Here is a 22,545-nt window from a genome sequence, read left to right as displayed (position 1 = left end):
CCGCCAGGACACCCCGAAGAAGAAAGCCCGAGACCGTCAGATCCCGGGCACCTCGACCTGCCCATTGACAGACCTGGCCCTCATGGGTGCGGAAACGGCGTTCGAGGTGCAAGCGGAAGACGTGGTCGACCGGACTGTTCAGGGTGTCTCTCCCGCCGGGAGCCGAGGGGTGATTCGGGCTCTTTTCGATCGGCGGAAGGTGCCGTTCCTAGCTGAACCGACTCTCGCTTGATCACGCTGCCGGACCCGATTTCGACGTTGTGAGTGCTTCAGAGGCCTGAACTCATGAGGCCCGATCCTGCCAAGGTCAACGTCCGCTCGCCAGGCGCTCCCGCCCTCCCGAACCCCTTCGCGAACGAGAGAGACGAGCGTGGCTGGCCGACTGGAGCGTCCAGCCGGAGGGGTGACAGGCCCCTCCAGGGGCCCGGACCGGCTGGCGACAACCGGCAACGTTCAGATCCGGACTCGTCGAGGCGTCGCCTGCCCCTCATGAGAGAGCGGCCAGCGCCTGCGCGGCAAGCATCTCCTCCAGGGCCAGTAGGGCGCACGGGGCGTGCCGGGTGTCGATGCGGACGGTGTAGATGAAGCGCGTCAGCTCCGGGTCGGCGAGGGGGCGGGCCACCACCCGGGTGCTACCCGGGGGGACGGCCAGCTGCGGCATGACGGCGACGCACAGGCCGGCGGCCACGAAGCCCAGCACGGTGTTGAAGTCGTCGCCGTCATATGCCAGGCGGGCCTGGAATCCCGGTGTTCTGGCCATCTGGGCGAGCAGTTCGAGGCGCAATGCGGCCTCCGGAGCCGCGATCCACGTCTCGGACGCGAGGCCGGCCAGGTCGATGACGTCCCGGTCGGCGAGATGGTGGTCGGCCGGGACCACCGCCACGACGGGGTCCCGTGCGACCAGTGTTCGGCGCAGCGTCCGGGGCGGTGGCAGTGGGATGAAGTCGTAGTCGTAGCTGAGGGCCAGGTCCATGTCTCCCCGCTTGAGCCGGCTGTAGCCGGCTTCGGGTTCCACTTGGGAGAGGCTGACCTGCACGTCGGGACAGGTCGTCTGAAGTTGTGCCAGCGCTTGCGGGACGATGCCGGCGGCGGCGGAGGCGAAGGCGCCGAGCCGGATCCGTCCGGCCGTACCCGCACGCATGGCGTCGAGTTCCACGGATGCCGCCGCCCATGCGCTCCGGACACGCTGTTCGGCGTCGAGGAGGACCATGCCTGCGGGGGTCGCGCGTACGGGGCGGCGCTCGATCACCCGGAGGCCGGCGCGGCGTTCGAGTTCGGCGATCTGTTGCGAGACTGCGGGCGCGCTGTAGCCCAGCTCGCGTGCGGCGGCGTTGAAGGAGCCGTGGCGGACCACGGCTTCGAGGGTGGCGAGCAACCGGGGGTCGAGTCTCTGCACGGGGTTAAGGCTCGCTTATCTGTCGCGAAGAAGTCTTTTCTTGTGCTTAAGCGTGAACGACAGCAGGATTCTTGCTCGCGGCCCGGGTGCGCAAGCCTTCGGCACCGGGTCTGCGGCCGACCCTCTCCTTGTCATCGGGCGCGTCCGTGCGCCCGCAGTGCCGAACCCCACCTCCGAAGTCCGTCCGCACATGCGCCCGTCGAGTGGGTGGGCTGCGGAGGAGACGGCCGTCGACGATCGAATTCCAGGCCCTGAAAGGAAGTGGTATGCCCAAGCCACTCATCGGACTCACCACCTACCTCACCGATGCCCAGTGGGGGGAGTGGGAGCTGCCCGCCGCGCTGCTGCCCGCGGCGTACATCAGCTGCCTCCAGGTGGCGGGCGGCCACGTCGTCCTGCTGCCGCCGGACGCGCCGGAGGTCGCGGCCGACGTCGTCGCGCGTCTGGATGCGATCGTCCTGACCGGCGGCGAGGACGTGGATCCCGCGCTGTACGGGGCGCAGCCGCACCCGTGCACGGGACCGCCGGTCCGCGAACGCGACCGGTGGGAGCGGGCCGTGCTGGCCGCCGGCCTCGCGCGTGACGTGCCGGTGCTCGGAGTGTGCCGGGGAATGCAGTTGATGAACGTGCATGCGGGCGGCACCCTCATCCAGCACCTGCCCGACGAGGTGGGTCACCACGGGCACAACCCGTACGGGGGCCACTTCGCCCCCCATGCCGTCACCACGGTGCCGGGGACGCGGATCGGAGCGCTCCTCCCGGGGACCAGGCAGGTCGCCACGCACCACCACCAGGCGGTGGCGTCCCTCGGGGCAGGCCTGGTCGTGAGCGCGCGTACGGCGGACGGCACCATCGAGGCGATCGAGAGCAACCGGCACCGCTTCGTCGTGGGCGTGCAGTGGCACCCCGAGATGGCTTTCGATTCGGCGGTGGTGTACGCCCTGGTGGCCGCCGCCGGGTCCACTGCGAACGCCACTCCGGATCGCACCGTAGAGCGGAAGGCTCGCGCGCGGCGCAGTTCGCCGGACGTCACCGTGTCGACGCCGGTGTCTTGACACCGCTGCGCTCCAACCCTCAAGATCGCCTCGTGAACCTGTCAGACAGCCAGACAAGTGGTGGGATTCCGCGGCGCATCAGCGCGATGGAAGCAGTCTTCGGCCACCTGCGCAGCGCCATCGAGCGCGGTGAGTACGCCGTGGGGGACAAGCTCCCCTCGGAAGCGGAGTTGTGCCGCACCCTGGAGGTCAGCCGGCCCGTGCTGCGGGAGGCGCTCCGCGCCCTGCAAGCCATGGGCCTGACCGTCTCGAAGACCGGCAAGGGCACCTTCGTCGTGGCGAGCGCGGTCGAAGACCCCACCTTCGGCGACTACGCGGCCAGCGACCTCCTGGAGGTGCGCCGCCACGTCGAGATCCCGGTCGCCGGCTACGCGGCGCTGCGCCGCACCCCGGAGGACCTGGACCACCTGGCCCACCTGCTCGACCGGATGGAGCGGGAGACCGACACCACCGCCTGGGTCGCGCTGGACACCGTCTTCCACCTGGCGGTGGCCGAGGCCTCCCGCAACCCGGTCTTCCGCCGGGTCATCGAGGAGATCCGTGACGCACTGGCGCGCCAGTCGACCTTCCTCAACGAACTCGGCGGCCGGCGCGAGCAGTCCAATTGCGAGCACCGGGCGATCGTCGAGGCCCTGATCGACGGTTCCGAACACGACGCGGTGGAGGCCATGTCCCACCACCTCCGCCAGGTCGAGACGACCCTCACCGACATCGTGCGCCCCAAGCGCACGGAGTCCCCCACGGAAGGCATACCCGAGGCGTGAGCGAGCAGTTCCTCAAGGACGAGAAGCGCCCCACGACCCGTCACGTCGATGCCGGGGACACCGGCTACAGCAAGTCCCTGAAACCCCGGCACGTCAACATGATCGCCATCGGCGGAGCGATCGGCACCGGCCTCTTCCTCGGTGCGGGCGGACGCCTCGCCGACGCCGGGCCCTCCCTGTTCGTCGCGTACGCCGTCTGCGGCCTCTTCGCGTTCCTCGTCGTGCGCGCGCTCGGCGAACTCGTCCTGTACCGCCCGTCCTCCGGCGCCTTCGTCTCGTACGCCCGGGAGTTCCTCGGCGAGAAGGGCGCGTACACGGCGGGGTGGATGTACTTCCTCAACTGGGCGACCACCGGCATCGCCGACATCACCGCGGTGGCCACGTACACCCACTACTGGGGCATGTTCTCCGACGTCCCGCAGTGGGTGATCGCACTCGTGGCCCTGGCCCTGGTGCTCACCGTGAACCTCATCTCGGTGCGGATCTTCGGCGAGCTGGAGTTCTGGTTCGCCGTCGTCAAGGTGGGCGCACTGGTGATCTTCATGAGCATCGCGATCTTCCTGCTGGTCACCCGGCACCCGGTCGACGGCTCCGTACCCGGCCCGTCCCTGATCACCGACAACGGGGGCGTCTTCCCCAACGGCCTGCTGCCGATGCTGCTGATCATCCAGGGCGTCGTCTTCGCCTACGCCTCGGTGGAACTCGTGGGCGTCACGGCCGGGGAGACCGAGAACCCCGAGAAGATCATGCCGAAGGCGATCAACTCGATCATGTGGCGCGTCGGCCTGTTCTACGTCGGCTCGGTCGTCCTGCTGTCGATGCTGCTGCCGTGGAACAGCTACAGCGCCGGCCAGAGCCCGTTCGTGACCGTGCTCTCCCGCATCGGCGTCCCGGCGGCGGGCGGCGTGATGAACCTGGTCGTCCTCACCGCGGCCATGTCCTCGCTCAACTCGGGCCTCTACTCCACCGGCCGGATCCTGCGCTCCATGGCCGTCAACGGTTCCGCCCCGCGGTTCACCGCCCGCATGAGCCGCAGCCAGGTGCCGTACGGCGGCATCCTGCTCACCAGCGGCATGTGCGTCCTCGGCGTCGGTCTCAACTTCGTGGTCCCGGCCGACGCATTCGAGATCGTGCTGAACTTCGCGGCGATCGGCATCCTCGCCACCTGGGGCATGATCATGGTCTGCCACCTCCTGTTCTGGCGCAAGACCCGCGACGGCGAACTGACCCGCCCCGGCTACCGCCTGCCCGGCTCGCCGTGGACCGAACTCGTGACCCTGGCGTTCCTCGCCTCCGTCCTGGTCCTCATGTACGCCGACGGCGGGGCCGGGCGCGCCACCGTGCTGTGCCTGCCGCTGATCGCCGCAGCGCTGGTCGCGGGCTGGTACGCGATCCGCGGGCGCATCGCGCGCGCCGCCGCCGGGACCGACGGCTGAATCCGGGGCGGCCCCGGGAGCCCCACGGACCCGCCGCACATCCGCCCCGGGCGCGCCGCCCGCAGGCACACAGGTCAGCAGCCCAATCCACCACCGATCGAGGCAGTCATGCTCAGCAGCCCCCTCGCGGACGCGCCCGCGATCCGCGAGCCCCGCCACGTGCCCGTCGCCCACGTCACCCGGGGCGGTGTGGTCGAGGGCGTCCACTACGGCTCCGTCGTCGTCCTCGACGGCGACGGGAGGGTCCGGTTCCGCCTGGGCGACATCGAGGCGGCCTGCTACCCGCGCTCCGCCCTCAAGCCGGTCCAGGCCGTCGCCATGGTCAGGGCGGGGCTTCCGCTCGACGGCGACCTGCTCTCCCTCGCGATGGGCAGCCACTCCGGCGAGGAGCGCCACCTCGCCGGTACCCGGCGGATTCTGGCGCTCGCCGGCCTCACCGAGGACGACCTGCGCAACGTGCCGGACCTGCCGTACGGTCAAGCCGTCCGCGACGCCTGGGTGCGCGAGGGCCGCCCGCCCTCCCGGCTCGCCCAGAACTGCTCCGGCAAGCACGCCGCGATGCTCTACCTCTGCACGCTCAACGGCTGGCCTCCGGAGACCTACCTCGACCCGGCCCACCCGATCCAGACGGCCATCGCCGAGGTCGTCGAGGAGCTCACCGGCCAGCGCATCGCGCACGTCACCGTCGACGGCTGCGGCACCCCGCTGTTCGCCGTCTCCCTGCACGGCCTCGCCCGCGCCGCCGCCCGCATCGCCGCGGCGGCGCCGGGCACGCCCGAGTTCCGGGTGGCGGAAGCGCTGCGCGGGCACCCGGAGATGGCCTCCGGTGCCGGGCGGGACGTGGCCGCGCTGATGCGAGCGGTGCCCGGACTGCTCGCCAAGGACGGCTTCGAGGGCGTCCAGATCGCAGCACTGCCGGACGGCCGCGCCGTCGCCGTGAAGATCGCCGACGGCGCGAACCGGGCGCGCGTTCCGGTGGCGACGGCCGCGCTGGCCCTCGCGGGAGTCGATCCGCGGCTGCTCGCCGGGTTCGGGGGAGAGCCGGCGACCGGCGGCGACCGATCCGTCGGCGGCGTCCGACCGGTGGCGGCACTGGACCCGTCGGCCCTGCTCGCCCCCGCGTGACCCGACCCACCACTCCAGGAAGAAGAGGACCCGCACACCCATGACCGCCGCCACCCGCAGCGAGCACGACCTGCTCGGAGACCGCGACGTCCCCGCCGACGCCTACTGGGGCGTCCACACCCTGCGCGCCACCGAGAACTTCCCCATCACCGGCACTCCCATCTCCGCCTACCCGCACCTGATCGACGCCCTGGCCGCCGTGAAGGAGGCCGCCGCCCTCGCCAACGAGGAACTCGGCCTGCTGGAACCCGCGAAGGCCACCGCGATCGTCGCCGCCTGCCGCGAGATCCGCGGCGGCAGGCTCCACGACCAGTTCGTCGTCGACGTCATCCAGGGCGGCGCCGGTACCTCGACCAACATGAACGCCAACGAGGTCGTCGCCAACCGGGCGCTGGAACTGCTCGGCCACGCCAAGGGCCAGTACCGGCACCTGCACCCCAACGAGGACGTCAACCTCGGCCAGTCCACCAACGACGTCTACCCGACCGCCGTCCGGATCGCGACCGTCTCCGCGGTGCGCGGCCTGCTCGACGCGATGGCCGTCCTCCAGGACGCCTTCGCCCGCAAGTCCGTCGAGTTCCGCGACGTGCTGAAGATGGGCCGCACCCAGCTGCAGGACGCCGTGCCGATGACGCTCGGGCAGGAGTTCTCGACGTTCGCGGTCATGCTCGACGAGGACCGCAGCCGGCTCGCCGAGGCCGTCGAGCTGATCCACGAGATCAATCTCGGTGCCACGGCGATCGGCACCGGCCTCAACGCCCCCGCCGGGTACGCCGAGTCCGCCCGCCGCCACCTCGCCGACATCACCGGGCTGCCGCTGGTGACCGCCGCCAACCTGATCGAGGCCACCCAGGACTGTGGCGCGTTCGTCCAGATGTCCGGCGTGCTCAAGCGGATCGCCGTCAAGCTGTCCAAGACCTGCAACGACCTGCGCCTGCTGTCCTCCGGCCCGCGCGCGGGCCTCGGCGAGATCAACCTGCCTCCGGTGCAGGCGGGTTCGAGCATCATGCCCGGCAAGGTGAACCCGGTGATCCCCGAGGTCGTCAACCAGGTCGCCTTCGAGGTGATCGGCAACGACGTCGCCGTCACCATGGCCGCCGAGGCCGGCCAGCTCCAGCTCAACGCCTTCGAGCCGATCATCCTCCACTCGCTGTCGGAGTCCATCACCCACCTGAGCGCGGCCTGCCGCACCCTCGCCGAGCGCTGCGTGGTGGGCATCACCGCCAACACCGAGGTGCTGCGTGCGACCGTCGAGAACTCCATCGGCCTGGTGACCGCCCTCAACCCGCACATCGGGTACACGGCTGCCACCGACATCGCCAAGGAGGCCCTCGCCAGCGGCCGGGGCGTGGCCGAACTCGTCCTGGAAAAGGGCCTGCTCCCGGCCGGGACGCTCGCCGCCCTGCTCCGGCCCGAGGTGCTCGCGGGAACCGGCGCAGCCCTGGCCTGATGACGGGGCGCAGTAGGGGTAGCAGCAGTCGTCGAGGGTCTCGGCGGAGGCGTCACGGATGAGGCGGGCGCCAACAGGGCGGCGATCGAAGGAGAAGCGGCGGGGTTGTTCACCGCCCTGCCGGAACTCGGCCACCACACCTGCCTCCACGCCGAACCGCTGCCACGGCCACGTGGCCTCGGCGCTTCGCTCCCGGGCGGCCGAACACCGGGCGGTGTTCCCGGCTGGCGGCTGACCGCCCAGGCATAGGCCGATCTTTCCGGTCTGCCGAATCGAGTGCTGTCGAGAGCTTCGACGGCGTCGTCTGCGGACTCCTTGAGGAGGTGGCCGAAGAGGTCGACGTGATGGCGAGGGCGGCGTGGCGCAGGGTCTTGGGGTGCTTCCCTGCCCACCTTGGAGGCCCACTGGATCGCACTGACCCTGAATCCCCACCGTGTCACCGATACTGACCTCGGTGTTTCGAGATGACGGATTTGGTGTTTGGCTGACGGGGGATCAGCAGCTGCGGTAGGCCGTCGGGCATGCGATACACGCCGGCCCGCAGGGCGGTGGCGACCTCCTCGTCCCCAACTTTCCCGAGCCCGAAAACCTGCCAGTTACTTGACGCGGGACACGTTCTCACGGCGTCGGACCGGTCTTTGGTCTTGCGGCGCGGGCGTAGCGGGTGGCGAGGTCTGCGAAGGCGGTGGCCAGTTGGGGTGGGCCGATGACGTCGATGTCGGTGTCGAAGCGGCCGATGGTCGCGGCGAGTCCGGTCCACGACCAGGAGCCGAGGATGAGCCGGCAGCGGTGCGGGTCCAGTTCCTCGACGATTGCGTCCGGGGCGAAGGGTGCGACCTCGGCGGCCGGGAGGTGGAGGACGACTTCGCCCCGGCAGGGCCAGTCGGTGGTGGTGCCGTCGTTGCCGCGGAACCGGCTGGTGATGAAGGTCGTCACGGTGCCGCCGGGGAGGTCGCGGGGGGTGAAGCGGGGGCCGGTGGGTGTGCGGGGTCGGATGCGGTCGACGCGGAAGGTGCGCCAGTCCTCGCGGTCGAGGTCCCAGGCCACGAGGTACCAGCGATGACGCCGGGTGACCAGGTGGTGGGGTTGCACCCGGCGGGGATCGTCGCTCGGGGTGCCGGGGGCCGGGGTGTAGTCGAAGCGCAGTTCTTCGCGGGCGTGGATGGTGCGGCTCAGGTCCATCAGGACCTGGGTGTCGACCTGGGGGGTGTCGCCGGTGGCCTCGGGCGGTGGGACGGCGGTGATGTGCAGCAGGTCGATGCGGTGGCGCAGGCGCGGTGGCATGACCTGGCGCAGGGTGGCCAGGGCGCGGGTGGCGTCTTCGGCGACGGCGGCGTTGGCGGCTGCGGTCTGCAGGGCGACGGCCAGGGCGACGGCCTGGCCGTCGTCGAACAGCATGGGCGGCAGGTGGGTGCCGGCCTCCAGGCGGTAGCCGCCGGCCGGTCCTTTGACGGTCGTGATCGGGTAGTCGAGTTCGCGCAGCCGGTCGATGTCACGGCGCACGGTGCGCGCGGTGATGCCGAGACGCTCGGCGAGATCCTCGCCGGACCAGTCACGGGGCGTTTGAAGGAGCGAGAGCAGCGCGAGCAGCCGGGCCGATGTCTTATGCATGGCACCCATCCTCCCCGGAGTACCGGACACAACCTGTCCTCTACCTCTGCCATCGTGGCACACGAGCCGGTCGGGAGGCACGACCCCCGGTCACGGCAGCCGTCACCGATGGGCTTGGACCGTCGGCGGCGCATTCGTCACATCGAGGCAAGGAACAGATCATGTCCGTCACGACCACCACCCACCTGAACTTCCGGGGCACCGCACGCGAGGCGCTGGACTTCTACCAGTCCGTCTTCGGCGGACGCACGGTCGCCGTCACCTACAAGGACGCGGGCGCCGTGCAGAACGAGAGCGAGGCGGACTGGGTGATGTGGGGCGAGGTGGCCGGCGACAACGGCTTCCACGTCATGGCCTACGACGTGCCCTCGCAGCTGCCCTGGCATCAGGGCCAGGACCCGTTCTTCGTCTCCGTCCGCGGTGACGACGCCGAGGAGATCGGCGCCCTGTGGGGCAGGCTCGCCGCGGGCTCGACCGTGGTGCGTCCGCTGGAGCCCGCGCCGTGGGCGCCGCTGTACGGCATGCTCACCGACCGCTTCGGCGTCACCTGGGTCCTGGACGTCACCGCCCCGTACAACGGCTGACCCGGCCCACTGACAGGTCTGCGCCGTCCGGGCCACCGCTGCCCCCGGGCGGCCCGGACGGCGCGCCCTGAACACGTACAGCATTGGAAGGAAGCAGGTCACCGTGCGGATGCGGAAGCCGGGACGGACCGGCATCGAAGTCAGCACCTACTGCCCGGGCACCACGGTCTTCGGCAAGACGGGCCGTCCTGACGTGAGAACACGATGACCGTCCTCGACACCCGCGTCCCGGTCCGGTTCCTCCCGGCCTTCGACAATGCCGTCCTCGGCTACCACGACCGCAGCCGCATCATCGATGCCCTCCACCTCGGTCTTTCCGGCGCAGGCCACCGCATGGTCCTCGTCGACGGACGCGTCACCGCCACCTGGACCGTGCGCAGCCACCGCCTGCGCATCAGTCCCCTCCGGCCCCTCACCGCCCCGGAGCAGGAAGCCGTCCGCGCCGAAGCCCAGGACCTGACCGCCTTCCTGGACGAGGACATCGAGCACATCCAACTCGACACCGAGAAATGACGACCAGGCGCTTCAGGTCCCGACTTGGCGGGACCTTTCGCGAAGCGTGAACGCCCGGGCGCCTCCGGGGTGACCGTGGCGCGCCCCGATCAACGATCCATCCGCCCGGGAGCAACGCCGGACCCGCCCAGCCCGTCCGGGACTTGGCGCATCAGGTGCCGCCGAGGACCCGGCCGGGACTTTCCCGCCCCACCCGTGCGGATCTCCCCTGATCGGAGCGGGAGCGGAGTTCGGCGAAGGCAGCCGCGGTGGCACTTGCCGGTTCGGCCTGGTAGACGACCAGTTGCTGGTGCGGGGCACCGTTGACGGTGAAAGCCGAGAACCGGATCTCCAGGGCGCCGACCTCGGGGTGCGCGAGGTGCTTCGCCTGCTGGGTCTTGCCCTTCACCTCGTGCCGTGCCCACAGTTCGGCGAATTCGGGGCTCTTCGCGCAGAGCGTGTCGACGACTTCGGTGATCCGCGGGGAGTCGGGGTCGTGTCCGTAGGCGGCACGCAGTTCGGCAACGCACGAGTTCGCGGCCTTGTCCCAGTCCTGGTAGAAGGTACGCCCGGCCGGGTCCAGGAAGATCATGCGGGCCAGGTTGTCGAACCGCTGGAATCCGCTGTGCAGGGCTGCGGCGAGCGCGTTGTGCGCCAGGATGTCCAGGGCCGGTCCCAGGACGAAGGCGGGGGTGTCGGGCCAGTTGTCGATCAGCTGCAGAAGCTGGGGGCTGATCCGGTCGTGACCGGCGGGAACGCTGCGGCGCCCCTGGGGCGCCCGGGTGAGTCTGCGAAGGTGGTCGTGTGCCTCGTCGTCGAGGTGGAGGGCAGCGGCGATGGCGTCGACCACCTGGGGCGACGGGCTGGTCTCCCGGCCCTGTTCCAGGCGCATGTAGTAGTCGGAGCTCACGCCCGCGAGTATGGCGACCTCCTCGCGGCGCAGCCCCGGCACCCGCCTGCGCCCGTGCTCCGGCAGGCCCACGTCCTGCGGTTTGAGGGCTTCGCGCCGTGCTCTGAGGAAGTCCCCCAAAGGAGTGCTGTCGCTCATGACCCCAACCTTGTGGAGGGGAACGCCGGCCGTCGGTGGACGGGGCCTCCAAGTGTCTGGCCATGCCGCACCCGCGAAGTCGGCCATCCACAGGATTCAGTCCCCAGAGCGTCTGCAGTGCCCGGTTCCACCGTCTGGATCATGGCGTCATTCTCCCTCACATTCACCCGAGGTGCGGAGCGGTGGGCCAGCCTGGCACCCCCGGGAAACGCGGGGTCGGGGCCGGGTCTCTCACGGCCGCGAGCGCGCCTTCAGTCGGAGACGACGCCCGCCTCCGTGTCCTGTGCGGGCACGGGGCCGGCACTGAGCGAGCCGAGCAGGGCGAGGGCGTCGGCGGAGGTGCTGCCCGGTTCGGCTTGGTAGACGACGAGCTGCTGAGTGGGGCACTGTCGACGGTGAAGGACTCGTAGTGCAATTCCAGGTCGCCGACCTCGGCGTGATGGAAGAGCTTTGCCTCGCGCGTCTTGCCGCGCACGTCGTGGCGCGCCCACAGAACGCGGAAGTCGGCGCTTTTCACGGACAGTTCGCCAACGAGTTGGCTCAGCCGGGGGTCATCGGGGTCGATACCGGCCGACCGCCGCAGCGCAGCCACGGTCGACTCGGCGGCCCGATCCCAGTCGAGGTGGAAATGCCGCGCCGCCGGATCCAGGAACGTCATGCGCAGCAGGTTGTCGGGCTGGGTGAAACCGGCGTGGAGGGCGCTTGCGAGCCGGTTGCGGGCCAGGACGTCCAACGCGGGGCCCAGGACGAAGGCGGGCGTGCCGCTCCACGTATCGAGGAGTCGCCGCAGGTGCGGGGCCACGCGTTCGACGTGCGGCGCGCGGCGGGTCCGGCGGGTGCTCGGGCCGGCCACGCGAAACAGGTGGGCCACCGCTTCGTCGTCCAGCCGCAGCGCCCGCGCGACGGCCTCGAGCATCTGCTGCGACGGATGCCGTTCGCGGCCCTGTTCCAGCCGCATGTAGTACTGAACCTGAAAGCGTGATGTCGGGCCGTTCGTCGGACAGTGGGCTGGCGGGTCCGGTAGTCCAGTGCGGGTGAGGTATGCACAGGGCGGTGGGCTGACCGACACCGCGAGGACGGCGCGGGAGCGGCTACGGCTCCAGGCCGTCGAGCGTTTCGAGGGCGGGCAGAAGAACGCAGAGATCGCCGTCGCACTGCGGGTGAGCCTGCGGTCGGTGGAGCGGTGGCGTCGGGCCTGGCGTGAGCAGGGCGAGGCCGGCGTGCTGTCGAAGGGTTCGCCCGGCCGGTCGAAGCTCAGCGAGGCTCAGGTCGAGCGGCTGGAACGCGAGTTGGAGCGCGGACCGCTGGCTCACGGGTGGGCGGACCAGCGGTGGACGCTGGCGCGGATCAAGACGTTGATCGGCCGACTGTTCCACGTGTCCTACACCGTCGAGGGCACCTGGGCCCTGCTGCGGCGGCACGGCTGGTCGTGGCAGCAGCCGGCGCGGCGGGCGATCGAACGCGACGACGACGCGGTCGAGGTCTGGAAGAAGGAGACCTGGCCGCGGGTAAGACCATCGCGGCTGAGCGCGGCGCCTACCTCGTCTTCGAGGACGAGGCCGGGCAGTCGATGACTCCGCCGCGCGCCAGGACCTGGGGACGGGTGGGCCAGACCCCTGTCGTACGGGTCCGCGGCCGCGGCTCCGGACGGGTGTCGATGGCCGCCATGACCTGCTACAAGCCCGGCGAACGCTCCCGGCTGATCTACGCGATCCGCGAGTACCGCGGCCGCAAGGACGAGCCGAAGGGCTTCGGCTGGCGCGACTTTCGCGACCTGATCATCCGTGCCCACATCCAGCTCGGCGCCCCGATCGTGCTCGTGTGGGACAACCTCCGCCTGCACCTGACCGCCGGCATGAAGGACTTCGTCGCCGCGAATGCCGACTGGCTCACGGTGTTCAGCTGCCCACCTACGCCCCGGACCTGAACCCGACCGAGGGCATCTGGTCGCTGGTCAAGCGCGACATCGGCAACCTCGCCGCCGCCGACCTCGGCCAGATCACCCGAGCCGTGAAGCGCAGGCTCAAGAGGATCCAGTACCGCCCTGACCTTGTCGACGGCTGCCTCATCGGAACTGGCCTGAGCTACGACCTGGCTCGCTGACGATCCCCCGGCCGTTATGCCCGGCGTCGGCGGCCGCGTCTGTGGCAGCATCGCCGTCATGTCTTTGCTGACCTGGGACCACGACGGTGATCTGTACTGCGCTCTCACCACCGAGACCGGAACGGGCGAGGGCCGGACCACCCATTTCGAGCTCAGCGAGGCCCGCTTCGTCGCGAGCGGGTCCCCCACCGTGCCTGCTTCACCCGCTCCCGGGCCAACAGCCGTGACGGTGGTCGTCTACGCCCCCGACGAGGAGAAGCCCGCAGAGGTCTACTTTGACGGGACGCAGACGCTGCCGTTCGCTGTCCTGCAGCACTTCGTGGCAACTGTCGCCGCACAGCTGTCTGGCACCGGTTCGTAAAGCAGCGGCTCTGGAGGCGCGGCAAGGCACTACACCGACTTCACGAGTTCAAGTTCAGTAGTCGGTACTCACCCCGGCAAGCATGGCGACCTCCTCGCGGCGCAGCCCGGGCACCCTGCGCCGACCGGAGGCAGGAATTCCCACGTCCTCGGGGCGCAACCGGGCACGCCGTGCACGGAGGAAACCTCCCAGCGCGTTCGCACCGGCGGGATCATCCTTGTCTGTGTCCATACGCCGAGGCTATGGCTCCGCAACGCCTCGACGTACGGGCGAAGGGGGGTGCGCTTCACCCAGGAACAGCGCACCCTGGGCCACCGCGATCTGGAGCGTCCGACGATGACAGCGGCCGCAGCCCCCGATGGATTCCGGCAGTGCCTTGTCGGAATGCCCAACTGTTGTCGTTCCGATCTTGAGGGGGCCGGTCTGGCCGACTGTGTGCAGGTGTTCATGCGGTTGGCAGGCCGCACACCGAGGATGAGGCAGGCGTTGCCTGGCTCACCGGCGCGGCGCCGGTGCTGTTCGGGGCGTCTTGAGCCGGCGGACCGAGCATCGCTCGGCGGGTGGATATTCGTTGTGCCGGGTGGGCTGCCGGTCTGCATACTCTGCGCTGTGGAGTGGGCAGCGGGCATCGATGAACTACGGGAACAGGTGGCGCGCCTGGACGGCAGCACGGTGGAGGCAGTGCAGGTTCCGTCCGGCGGCGGTGGCAGATTCGGTCTGCAGCTCTCGGTGCAGCAGAGCCTCGGGTGGCTGTGGATCCTCTCGGTGGCCTGGCGGTTGGACGGTCCGGAGGCCGTGCTTGCGGCTTCGGGTGACGACGAGGAGCGATTGGCCGTCGACCTCGCGGTGCTGATCGGCCGGGTGGTCACCTCGGTGGACGTGCGGCTGCCTGGTTGGGAGGCCCGGATCCATTTCGAGGACAGGGTTCTGACGATCTTTCCCGTGTGTCACCAGGATGCGTCCGCAGTGCCGGACTGGACCTTCCGCACGCCGTCCGGGCAACTGCTTGTGGTCGGGCCGGGGCCGAGATGGGCGGTGGTCGAATGAGCACCATCGGCCTTGCCGGCGCTCTGCGGCGGATCGGCCCGCTGCTGGGGCAACGGGCCTGGAATGTTCGACGCGGCATCGGCAGCTTCGTCACGTGCGAGTTCGGCCGGCCGTTGCCACCCGACGACCGCGGCAACGTGCATGGCGAGTACCACCTGTGGATCATGATGGCCGCATGGCGGCTGGAGACCGCGGACCAGGTGATCGTCGGGTCGGAGGACCAAGGCCTCGACCAGGCGCTTCACCGGCTTGAAGGCAGGCCGCTCACCGAGGTTCTGATCCGGCCGCCCGCGTTGGAGACCCGATTCGACTTCGCGGGGTTGCGGCTGGAGGTTTTCCCGATCCATCGGCGTGATCCCGAGGAAGGCGAGTGCGACCACTGGAGCCTCTGGCTCGGTGACGGCGACGTGCTGGTGGCCGGCTCCGAACTGACGATCGAGCCGTCCGGAGGCTGAGGCAGTCCAGCGGCACCTCGCGTTTTGGATCTCACAGCTTGGTGCGTGAGGGGGGCCGTGGGCCAGGTCACGGCCGAGGATCTGGGCGGTCCACTCGACCAGGCGGCCTGCCAGACCCTGGTCAGCCCAGATCTCTCCTGTTGGGGGCGTGCATCGCTGACATCGAGGAGCCCGGCCGGCCAGGTCAGCGACCGATCACTGTCGACCCAGGTCAGTCCCACCACGAGACGATGGCAAGGCCTCGCTTCGAGGCCCCTGCGTAGAACTCGCGAAGCGCGTCGAAATGGATCCCCAGATACGTTCTGGGTCCGTGGACAAGGCCCTCGGCGCCGTGGCCAATCAGAACCCCGGCCGCGTGGTTGTCGGACGGCAGTGCCGCCAGGGCGGCCCGGAAGTCGATGTCTCCGAGCAGATCGGAGACTCGCTCAACTTCCTTGGGCTCAAGCGCTGCCGGTGTCGGACCGAAGAATCCGATGGCATGAGGGCCGGCGTTGAGGAAACCGACGTCCAGCGCCACGCCGCCGTCAGTGGCACGCCTGAGCGCGGCGAGGTGCGAATCATCAACCCCGGCGATCTCGCAGACGCGTGCCAGCATGGCCGGTGCCCAGTCCAGGTCAAGGCTGTCAGCCGCTGGCGGGTCCCACCGGTGATCACCATCGGACGACTCCGCGGCACACGCTCGACAGGCGGCAAGATACCCCGCATTGACCCGGGCAAGCTGCTGGGTAACGGCCATGACAAGCAGTATCCCGATGGTGTCCAATCCTTGTCGAGCGTCCGAGCGTCACATGATCAGCAACAGGGCCCGGACCGACCCTCGGCTGACAGCCCGTCACCCCGCCGGGGCGCCGGCTCCTGTCCGGAGCGTCCGACGCACCGTGTTCGGCCGGCCTCCGCAAAGGCTCCTCCCATTCGTCCTGTCACCGGCACCTGCGATGATCACCGCACAGCCGGGCGAGAGCGGAGCAGGGCATGACCGAGCAGGTCGAGCGGGGTGTGCAGCGGATCGCCGAGAAGATCACGGCGGGGGCGCCCGCCGGATGGGCAGAGGCGGTGCTCGTCAGCGTTCAGGGCCAGTACGGCCTTCATCTCTCCGGCCGGTACACAGCCGCCGGCGCGCACCCGAAGCTGATGCACGTGCCCGGGGCCTTCGCGGATCTGAAGGAGGTGACGGAGGCGGTGGGTGCGGCCCGGGGCTGGGACAGCACCAGGCTGGAGTTCCGGTGCCGGCCGTCCGGGGAGTTCGCCATGACCGCGTCCCGGGACACGGTCTCCGAGCTGCACGGTGCGCGGGCCGGGTTCCAGGCCGTCCTGGACCACGGCTACCGGCTGTCCCAGCCGGGCCTCGCCCAGGACGAGGGTACGGCCGCCGCGGCGGGCGACCCGGACCTGGCCGTCGCCCGGCTCCGCGACCACCTGCAGCGGCGTGCCGGGATCCTCGGGCGCGCCGAGACGCTGCCGCCGCCCGTGACCACCGCCGAACTCGACGACGCCGAGCGCCGCATCGGCCGGCCCCTCCCCGCCGACCTGAGGGCGATGTACCTGGTCGCCGACGGCAGCGGAGACGATGCCCCCGGCCTGTTCGGCAACCTCGGCTGGATGCCGCTGGCCCGCCTGGTCGCCGCCAACGCCGATCTGAGGGAACCGGTCTGGTCCGGCTGGGAGAACTCCTGGGACACGGTCGTCCTCGACGCCGACCCGCCCGACACCGTCCGGCGCTGCCACGGTCACCCTGCCTGGCTGCCCTTCGCCACCGCCGACGACGGCAACTATCTGGCGGTGGACATGTCTCCGGCCCCCGCCGGCCGCCGCGGCCAGGTCATCCAGATCGGCCGGGACTACTCCGACGGCCCCGTGTACGTGGCCGATTCGGTCACCTCGCTCCTCGGCCGCTACCTGGAACTGCTGGACCGAGGGGCCTATGCGGTGGAGGAGGACGACCCCGACTTCATCGACTTCCTGGAGACCCCTTCGGACCCCTGCCCGGAGTACGAGCTGCTCGCCGACGGGATCCCGCACGACGTCCCGGCCACCCTCCAGGCCGTCCTCATCCAGTTCCGCGCCCCCACCGACCCCATGGACCTCACGCCCCTCACCGCCGCAACCCGCCTGCGGCGGCTCGAGCTCAAGCAGCGCCCCACCACCGACCTGACCCCCCTTCGGGCCCTGCCGGTCGAAGCTCTGACCGTCACCTTGGACGGCGGCGACCTCGCACCGCTCGAAGGCCACCGGCACCTCGCCTTCCTCGACCTCGCGACCGGCACCCCGGTCGACATCACCCCGCTGCGGACCGTCCCGAACCTGCGGTGCCTGGACCTCTCCCAAGCCGACGTCCGGAACCTGGCCGTGCTCGCCGACCTGCCGGACCTCCGCTACCTGGCCCTCAACGGGCAGCAGTGGACCGACCTGCTGGACCAGGGCAAGCTCCCGACCACTCTGGCTGCCGCGAGGCTGGCCGGGACGGGGGTCTCCCGCGACGAGGCGCTGATCTGGGCGGAACGGCTCGGTCTGGACGGCGGGGAACCGCTCCACATGACCGGCACCCTCGCACCCGGGCACTCGGCTTGACCACCCACACCCCCGAGGGCTCAACAGGCTCCGGCGTCGGCCCCCTGCCGGTTGCCCCGAGTCGACACCGTGCAGTGAGATACCGTCAGATCCGAGGTTCCGGCCCGCCGGGCACCGGGGCATTGAGGCTGGGTCCGGGATCGCGCCCTCCCGCCTGCAGGTCGTGGGCGGTGCGGGCCCACGGCCGTTCCGAGCGGGCCCATCCGTCCGCAGTCCCGACCTTGCCGATCGAGGAGCAACCGCAGGATGTCGAAGAACACCACCGGCCATGCCGCCCCCGCCCCGGAGGAGGCGTACGCGGACGCTCCCGCGCCGCACGTGGAGACGGCCGCGATGCTCAACCTCGCCCGCGCCAACCACGGCATCCCGTCGATGCACGGCCGGGAGTGGATGCTGCGCCATGCCGCGCTGCTCGACCGCACCGCGATGCCCGCCGGGCCGGCTGGGCGGACGAACCCGGCCGTGACAGGCGTCGCCATGCAGCTCCGGCAGACGGATCGGCACGGCGGCACCGGCCTGGGCCCGCTCGGCCCGGACGCGAGCGAGTGGGACGGCGAGGACGGCGCCGTCGGCTACCTGCGGCAGGAGTACCTGGCATGGCGCAGCGCGCAGCTGCCGGACCTGGCCGAGGTCGGTGCGGCGATGCGGGCGATGGCGGAGGGCACTGGTGGCGACGTGCGCTCGGGGCAGGCGGCCGGCCGCGATGAGCCCCGGAGCCAGGAGCAGCTCCTCGACCTTGCCCGGCGGCGGCTCGCGGCCTACGTGCGGGCGGTGGACTTCGGGATCGACGCGGTCGCCGACCAGCAGCGCGCTGAGCAGGAACTCCGGGAGCTGGAGGCCGCCGGGGGCGACGCCCGCGCATAGGCACCGCCGGCTGATCGGCGTCCGCGAGGAGCTCACCGCCGGCGTCGACCTGTACGACACCGACATCGAGGACTGGTTCCCGCCCGGCTGCCGGGCGGCCGTCCTGCCGACCACGTGGACGCTGGTCGGCTCCCGTAGCCCAGGGGGATCTCCTGGCCGGGCGACGCTGACCGGCACAATGTTCCGATGGCCCTCTTCACCTGCGCGAACTGCCGGCAGTCTCTCACCGGGGATCTCAAGAAAGCACGGCCCTCGCGGGACACCGGAAACCGATCCGGACATCGGATCGCCCCTCCGCGGATGGCCCGGGGCACCTATGCGATCAGCCGCGACGCCAGTCTCTTCATCCTGCATCCCGACGACGTGCCGGGAACGGCTCCGCACCCGGATCGCGGGCGTCGCAACGGCTGCTGCGGACTCGACGGTCAGGACGGCCCCAATCTCGTCTGCGCGGCTTGCGGCACCGATGTCGCCACCAGGCAGTCGGACTGCTGGACCCAGAACCTGGTGGCGCTGACCGCCGCCGCAGTGGTCGGCGGAGCGGAACCTCCTGCCTGAACCCGTCGACTTTCGACGCCGCCTCGCACACCGGTCCGTCCGCTTCAACCTTCCGCGTCCGGCCGGTGCCTGCGCAGTGCCGGGTGCGGCCCGAGAGCCGTACACACTCCGGGCCGCCCCCGGGCACCTTTCCGGCGACGGCCGGTGCTGTGCTGGTGCTCGCCCCCGGTCCTGTTCCTCCTGGCCGCCGAACACGGTGTTCTCGGGCGGGGAAGGCCAGGCGGTGCCGGCTGGTGGGGTCAGCGGTATTCGCAGAGGTAGGCGGTGTCGCCGTCGACCTTGAGGTGGAAGGTGCTGTTGCCCGGGACGTCGAACCGGGTGCCGGCGGCGAAGGTCTCCCAGCCGTCGGCACCGGGCAGCTTGACGGTCAGGGCGCCGCTGATCACGTGCATGGTTTCCGGGCCGGCGGTGTCGAACCGGTAGTCACCGGGGGCCATGACACCGATGGTCGCCGGCCCGTGCTCCTGCTTGAAGGCGATCGACTTGACCGTGCCGTCGAAGTATTCGTTGACCGTGAACATGGGCATCCCCCTCGGGAACGGGCGGGAGCGAGCGGGCTGCTCGCCGCGTGCTGGGTGTCGGCAGGGGAAAGCTACCGGTGGCGCCGTCGGGGCCGGTGATCCGTCTCGCCCCGCGAACACGTTCAACGGCAGGCCGACAGTGCAGACCGGCAACACCGGGAGGCCACCGGGCCGGAACCGGGCGCAGCCGGCGGGGGCCGGGCCGGCCGGTCGTCGTACCGCCGTGCCCGGCCGGCGCCGGACAACTCGGCTGCGACTGTTGGCCCGGCGCGACTAGCCTGGCGGCCTCTACGGACCACAGGAGGGTCACAGTGCTGGTCATGCCCGGGCGGAGGACGTCGACGATGGAGCTGTTGGCCGTCGAGGCAGCGGGTCGTGGGATGACGGTCCGGGCAGCGGAGGAACCCGGCCCGGTGGCGGGCCCGGCGCACTGGTACGGCGGGCCGGTCGCGGGTGCGCGGCTGGCAGGCAGGCTCGGGTTCGCGCTGCTCGAACCGGTGGATGACTGGCTCGCCGAGCTGCCGGAGGAGTTCACCGGCCGGGAGGTCCGGGCGGCGACCGTCGCGGACGCGTGGGCGCTGGAGCGGCCGACGTTCGTCAAGCCGCCGCGCGACAAGTCCTTCCCGGCGGACGTCTACGCCGACGGCTCCCGGCTGCCCGCCGGCCTGGACCCGGGAACGCCGGTGCTGCTCTCCGAGGTGGTGACGTTCGCGGCCGAGTACCGGCTGTTCCTGCTGGACGGGCGGATCGCCGCGGCGAGCCGGTACGCGGTGTTCGGCCGGCTCGACCCGAGCCCGCTCCGCATGGACGGGACGGACCACGAGGACCGGGCCACCGGCGCGGAGATCACGGAGTTCGTCGACCGGTTGGTCGCCACGGCCGGGCACACCCTGCCGAGCGCCGTCGTCCTGGACGTCGGACAACTGCTCGACCCCTACCGTCCGGGGCACCGCTGGGCCGTGGTGGAGGCCAACATGGCGTGGTTCTCGCACGCGTACGCCGCCGACCCGGCGCGGGTGCTGGACGTGGTGCTGCGGGCGGCGGGGCCGCGCGAGCGGGTACGGTCGGGCGATCTGGTCTTCGTGCGGCACTGACTCGAACGACGGTGGCGAACCGCCCCGACCAGGGCTGCTCCCACCGGGTACCGGCCGGGCTGTCATGACGGCATGTCAGAATCCCGCGCATGGTTGAGAACACGGGGACGAACACCTACCAGCGCCTGGCCGTCCGGCTGCACGAGCTCGGCATGATCACCAGCCAGAAGGCGGGCGAGGCGGTCGAGTACACCGCCGACTGGGGGGAGCCCCACCCGAAGCGGCGCACCGAGGAGCTGACCGGGGTGCTCGAGGTCTGCGGCGTGGCCCTGCAGGTCCACGGCGAGGACGTCGACTTCGCGGAGGGTGCCTACGCCGACATCCTCGAGGACGCGGAGCGGATGATCGGCGGCGCGGTCACCGTCACCGACGTGGAGCTGGTCGGCGAGATCGGCTCGTCGCGGGATCTCGACTTCAAGGTCAACGGCGAGCCGAAGTCCTGGCGGATCGAGCAGGAGTCCGACGACTACCTCGACCTGGGCGCCGTCGAGGAGGGCATCTGCGACCTCGTCCCGGGCGGCGACGACCTCCGGGTCTTCCACTGCGTCCCCGGCGACGGCGCCTGCGCCGACGACTACTACCTGCTGGCCACCCCCGGGCAGGCCGCGGCGCTGCGCGACGAGTTCGACCTGCGCATCGAGGTCCGCGGCCCGGACGGGCTGCCCGTCCACGAGCAGTAGCCCCGCCCCGGTCCGGACCGTCGGCCGCGGTCCCGCCCACCGCGCGGCGCGGGTGGGCCGCCGCCCGAAGTGCGGGCGGCGGCCTTCCTGTCGGTGAGGTGTCCGCTCACCATCCGTGGAGGGCGTCGCGCAGGGTGTCGCCGGCGAGTTTGAGGGCGACGTTGTTGGCGGCGGTGTCGCGCAGGCTGTCGAGCATCATGAAGTCGTGGACCATGCCCAGGACGCGGACCGCGGTGACCTGGACCCCGGCGGCGCGCAGTTTCGCGGCGTAGGCCTCGCCCTCGTCGCGGAGCACATCGGCCTCGTCGGTGATGATCAGGGTCGGCGGCATGGCCCGGAGCTGCTGGGCGGAGGCGCGCAGCGGTGAGGCATGGGGGTCGGCGCGCTCGGCGGGGTCGGTGGTGTACTGGTCCCAGAACCACTGCATGCCTTCTCGGGTGAGGAAGTAGCCCTCGGCGAACTGCAGGTAGGAGGGGGTGTCGAAGGCGGCGTCGGTGACCGGGTAGAGCAGCACCTGGCACTTGAGGCGCAGTCCGTCGCGTTCGGCGTTCATCATCGCGAAGACGGTCGACATGTTGCCGCCGACCGAGTCGCCGCAGACCGCCACGGTGCCGGGGTCGAGGCTCTTGGCCGGGCCGTGGTCCTTGAGCCACTGGCCGACGGCGTAGTTCTGTTCGATCTGGGTCGGGTACTTGGCCTCGGGCGCGCGGGTGTAGACGGGGAAGACGACGGCGGCGTTCGCGCGGACCGCGAGTTCGCGCACGAGCCTGTCGTGGGTGTTCTCGTCCCCGAAGACCCAGCCCGCGCCGTGGATGTAGAAGATCACCGGCAGGGTGCCCGTGACGCCCGCGGGGCGGATGATGCGGGTGCGGACCGTGCCGTACGCGCCGGTGTCGACGTCGAGCCACTCCTCGTCGACGGCGGGCTTGTCGACGCCGGCGCCGGTCTGCAGGCCCGCCAGTGTGTCGCGGCCTTCGGCCGGGGCGAGTTCGTAGATGCGCGGGTGCGGGTCGGTGGCCTTCGCCAGATCGGTGGCGGCCGGTTCCAGGACCGGGGCGGTCGGGCGTGAGGTCGTGGCCATGGGGCCTCCGTAGGTCGTCGGGCGGCCCGGGAGGGCCGCCGCGCGACCATCCTTTCCGCGCCCGGTGCGGGACGCGTGTCGGGCCCGTTGGCGAGGGGCCGAACGGGTGGCCCGTGCGGCGCCCGTCCCGTGCTGTGATGCGCTTGCCCGGGCCGCCGTCGGGCCGCCTCCGGCGTTCCGCCCCGATCGGGCGGAAGGTTCGGGCGGTCCCGTCACCGCACCGGCGCAGTGGACGGCGACGTCCACCTGTGC

Annotated in this window: 25 protein-coding genes and 1 pseudogene; 18 read left to right on the top strand and 8 right to left on the bottom strand. The window is 71.0% G+C overall.

Features of this window, described 5'->3' with window-relative positions; all coding sequences use genetic code 11:
- Positions 1 to 232, top strand: a 232-nt coding sequence (locus tag AB0M03_RS33025; protein WP_363498493.1) for a hypothetical protein, incomplete at its 5' end; no start/stop codon positions are given.
- A gap of 255 nt (positions 233 to 487) precedes the next feature.
- Here AB0M03_RS33025 and AB0M03_RS33020 read toward each other — a convergent pair.
- Positions 488 to 1,396: a LysR family transcriptional regulator gene (locus AB0M03_RS33020; protein ID WP_363498490.1), complete on the bottom strand. Its 909-nt coding sequence runs from the start codon at positions 1,394 to 1,396 to the stop codon at positions 488 to 490.
- 266 nt (positions 1,397 to 1,662) lie between these two features.
- Between AB0M03_RS33020 and AB0M03_RS33015 the strand changes: the two genes are divergently transcribed.
- The 5 genes from AB0M03_RS33015 to aspA all read left to right on the top strand — a co-directional run bounded on the left by AB0M03_RS33015 (position 1,663) and on the right by aspA (position 7,226).
- On the top strand, positions 1,663 to 2,451 hold the full coding sequence (locus tag AB0M03_RS33015) for a gamma-glutamyl-gamma-aminobutyrate hydrolase family protein (RefSeq protein ID WP_363498487.1): 789 nt from the start codon (positions 1,663 to 1,665) through the stop codon (positions 2,449 to 2,451).
- Positions 2,452 to 2,537: 86 nt separating this feature from the next.
- Positions 2,538 to 3,215 (top strand): FadR/GntR family transcriptional regulator, encoded by a 678-nt coding sequence (locus tag AB0M03_RS33010; RefSeq protein WP_363498484.1) that lies wholly within the window; start codon positions 2,538 to 2,540, stop codon positions 3,213 to 3,215.
- Complete coding sequence (locus tag AB0M03_RS33005; RefSeq protein ID WP_363498481.1) at positions 3,212 to 4,651, top strand: amino acid permease; 1,440 nt, start codon at positions 3,212 to 3,214, stop codon at positions 4,649 to 4,651. Before AB0M03_RS33010 ends, AB0M03_RS33005 begins: the two co-directional genes overlap by 4 nt.
- Positions 4,652 to 4,759: 108 nt before the next feature.
- Complete coding sequence (locus tag AB0M03_RS33000; RefSeq protein WP_363498478.1) at positions 4,760 to 5,776, top strand: asparaginase; 1,017 nt, start codon at positions 4,760 to 4,762, stop codon at positions 5,774 to 5,776.
- Positions 5,777 to 5,816: 40 nt separating this feature from the next.
- A complete protein-coding gene (gene aspA / locus AB0M03_RS32995) occupies positions 5,817 to 7,226 on the top strand; it encodes an aspartate ammonia-lyase (protein WP_363498475.1) in 1,410 nt (469 codons plus the stop codon).
- Between the two features lie 618 nt (positions 7,227 to 7,844).
- Here aspA and AB0M03_RS32990 read toward each other — a convergent pair.
- Positions 7,845 to 8,837, bottom strand: a complete 993-nt coding sequence (locus tag AB0M03_RS32990) for a WYL domain-containing protein (RefSeq protein ID WP_363498472.1) — start codon at positions 8,835 to 8,837, stop codon at positions 7,845 to 7,847.
- Positions 8,838 to 8,998: 161 nt separating this feature from the next.
- Between AB0M03_RS32990 and AB0M03_RS32985 the strand changes: the two genes are divergently transcribed.
- The gene (locus AB0M03_RS32985) at positions 8,999 to 9,421 is read left to right on the top strand and encodes a VOC family protein (protein WP_363498469.1); all 423 of its coding nucleotides are present in this window, start codon (positions 8,999 to 9,001) and stop codon (positions 9,419 to 9,421) included.
- A gap of 204 nt (positions 9,422 to 9,625) precedes the next feature.
- Positions 9,626 to 9,934, top strand: coding sequence for a crosslink repair DNA glycosylase YcaQ family protein (locus tag AB0M03_RS32980; RefSeq protein ID WP_363498467.1), 309 nt, complete (start codon positions 9,626 to 9,628; stop codon positions 9,932 to 9,934).
- Positions 9,935 to 10,085: 151 nt separating this feature from the next.
- Here the strand turns inward: AB0M03_RS32980 and AB0M03_RS32975 are convergent, their stop codons facing one another.
- Both AB0M03_RS32975 and AB0M03_RS32970 read right to left on the bottom strand, forming a co-directional pair.
- Entirely contained in the window at positions 10,086 to 10,961 is an 876-nt protein-coding gene (locus AB0M03_RS32975) for a helix-turn-helix transcriptional regulator (RefSeq protein WP_363498464.1), read from the bottom strand.
- A gap of 163 nt (positions 10,962 to 11,124) precedes the next feature.
- Positions 11,125 to 11,877, bottom strand: coding sequence for a transcriptional regulator (locus tag AB0M03_RS32970; RefSeq protein WP_363498499.1), 753 nt, complete (start codon positions 11,875 to 11,877; stop codon positions 11,125 to 11,127).
- A 118-nt stretch (positions 11,878 to 11,995) separates the two neighbouring features.
- Between AB0M03_RS32970 and AB0M03_RS32965 the strand changes: the two genes are divergently transcribed.
- The 3 genes from AB0M03_RS32965 (at position 11,996) to AB0M03_RS32955 (ending at position 13,425) form a co-directional block, all read left to right on the top strand.
- Positions 11,996 to 12,535 carry a winged helix-turn-helix domain-containing protein gene (locus AB0M03_RS32965; protein WP_363498461.1) on the top strand — a complete coding sequence of 180 codons (540 nt, stop codon included), beginning with the start codon at positions 11,996 to 11,998 and terminating at the stop codon, positions 12,533 to 12,535.
- Positions 12,532 to 12,888 (top strand): DDE endonuclease, encoded by a 357-nt coding sequence (locus AB0M03_RS32960; RefSeq protein WP_363498458.1) that lies wholly within the window; start codon positions 12,532 to 12,534, stop codon positions 12,886 to 12,888. Before AB0M03_RS32965 ends, AB0M03_RS32960 begins: the two co-directional genes overlap by 4 nt.
- A gap of 234 nt (positions 12,889 to 13,122) precedes the next feature.
- Positions 13,123 to 13,425 (top strand): hypothetical protein, encoded by a 303-nt coding sequence (locus tag AB0M03_RS32955; protein WP_363498456.1) that lies wholly within the window; start codon positions 13,123 to 13,125, stop codon positions 13,423 to 13,425.
- Between the two features lie 57 nt (positions 13,426 to 13,482).
- Here AB0M03_RS32955 and AB0M03_RS32950 read toward each other — a convergent pair.
- Positions 13,483 to 13,656: pseudogene (locus AB0M03_RS32950) on the bottom strand (transcriptional regulator); the annotation flags it as partial.
- Positions 13,657 to 14,034: 378 nt separating this feature from the next.
- Between AB0M03_RS32950 and AB0M03_RS32945 the strand changes: the two are divergent.
- Positions 14,035 to 14,472, top strand: a complete 438-nt coding sequence (locus tag AB0M03_RS32945; protein WP_363498453.1) for a hypothetical protein — start codon at positions 14,035 to 14,037, stop codon at positions 14,470 to 14,472.
- Positions 14,469 to 14,927 (top strand): hypothetical protein, encoded by a 459-nt coding sequence (locus AB0M03_RS32940; RefSeq protein WP_363498450.1) that lies wholly within the window; start codon positions 14,469 to 14,471, stop codon positions 14,925 to 14,927. The genes AB0M03_RS32945 and AB0M03_RS32940 overlap by 4 nt, the downstream gene beginning before the upstream one ends.
- Positions 14,928 to 15,138: 211 nt before the next feature.
- On the opposite strand, the gene AB0M03_RS32935 is transcribed toward AB0M03_RS32940, so the two are convergent.
- Entirely contained in the window at positions 15,139 to 15,663 is a 525-nt protein-coding gene (locus tag AB0M03_RS32935) for a DUF1877 domain-containing protein (RefSeq protein WP_363498447.1), read from the bottom strand.
- A 236-nt stretch (positions 15,664 to 15,899) separates the two neighbouring features.
- Here AB0M03_RS32935 and AB0M03_RS32930 point away from each other — a divergent pair, with 236 nt between their 5' ends.
- The 3 genes from AB0M03_RS32930 to AB0M03_RS32920 all read left to right on the top strand — a co-directional run bounded on the left by AB0M03_RS32930 (position 15,900) and on the right by AB0M03_RS32920 (position 18,917).
- Positions 15,900 to 17,495, top strand: coding sequence for an SMI1/KNR4 family protein (locus AB0M03_RS32930; RefSeq protein ID WP_363498444.1), 1,596 nt, complete (start codon positions 15,900 to 15,902; stop codon positions 17,493 to 17,495).
- 246 nt (positions 17,496 to 17,741) lie between these two features.
- Positions 17,742 to 18,359 carry a hypothetical protein gene (locus tag AB0M03_RS32925; protein WP_363498441.1) on the top strand — a complete coding sequence of 206 codons (618 nt, stop codon included), beginning with the start codon at positions 17,742 to 17,744 and terminating at the stop codon, positions 18,357 to 18,359.
- Between the two features lie 186 nt (positions 18,360 to 18,545).
- Positions 18,546 to 18,917 (top strand): hypothetical protein, encoded by a 372-nt coding sequence (locus AB0M03_RS32920; protein WP_363498439.1) that lies wholly within the window; start codon positions 18,546 to 18,548, stop codon positions 18,915 to 18,917.
- 239 nt (positions 18,918 to 19,156) lie between these two features.
- Here the strand turns inward: AB0M03_RS32920 and AB0M03_RS32915 are convergent, their stop codons facing one another.
- On the bottom strand, positions 19,157 to 19,438 hold the full coding sequence (locus tag AB0M03_RS32915) for a pyrimidine/purine nucleoside phosphorylase (protein ID WP_363498437.1): 282 nt from the start codon (positions 19,436 to 19,438) through the stop codon (positions 19,157 to 19,159).
- 344 nt (positions 19,439 to 19,782) lie between these two features.
- Here AB0M03_RS32915 and AB0M03_RS32910 point away from each other — a divergent pair, with 344 nt between their 5' ends.
- A complete protein-coding gene (locus tag AB0M03_RS32910) occupies positions 19,783 to 20,532 on the top strand; it encodes an ATP-grasp domain-containing protein (protein ID WP_363498435.1) in 750 nt (249 codons plus the stop codon).
- An 89-nt stretch (positions 20,533 to 20,621) separates the two neighbouring features.
- Positions 20,622 to 21,212: a hypothetical protein gene (locus AB0M03_RS32905; RefSeq protein ID WP_363498432.1), complete on the top strand. Its 591-nt coding sequence runs from the start codon at positions 20,622 to 20,624 to the stop codon at positions 21,210 to 21,212.
- A gap of 106 nt (positions 21,213 to 21,318) precedes the next feature.
- On the opposite strand, the gene AB0M03_RS32900 is transcribed toward AB0M03_RS32905, so the two are convergent.
- Entirely contained in the window at positions 21,319 to 22,293 is a 975-nt protein-coding gene (locus tag AB0M03_RS32900; protein WP_363498429.1) for an alpha/beta hydrolase, read from the bottom strand.
- Positions 22,294 to 22,545: the final 252 nt, after the last annotated feature.

Origin of the sequence: Kitasatospora sp. NPDC051914, assembly GCF_040680995.1 — a bacterium.
Lineage (GTDB): Bacteria > Actinomycetota > Actinomycetes > Streptomycetales > Streptomycetaceae > Kitasatospora.
Note: the sequence above shows the minus strand (reverse complement) of the source record. Positions and strands in the feature narration are given on the sequence as shown.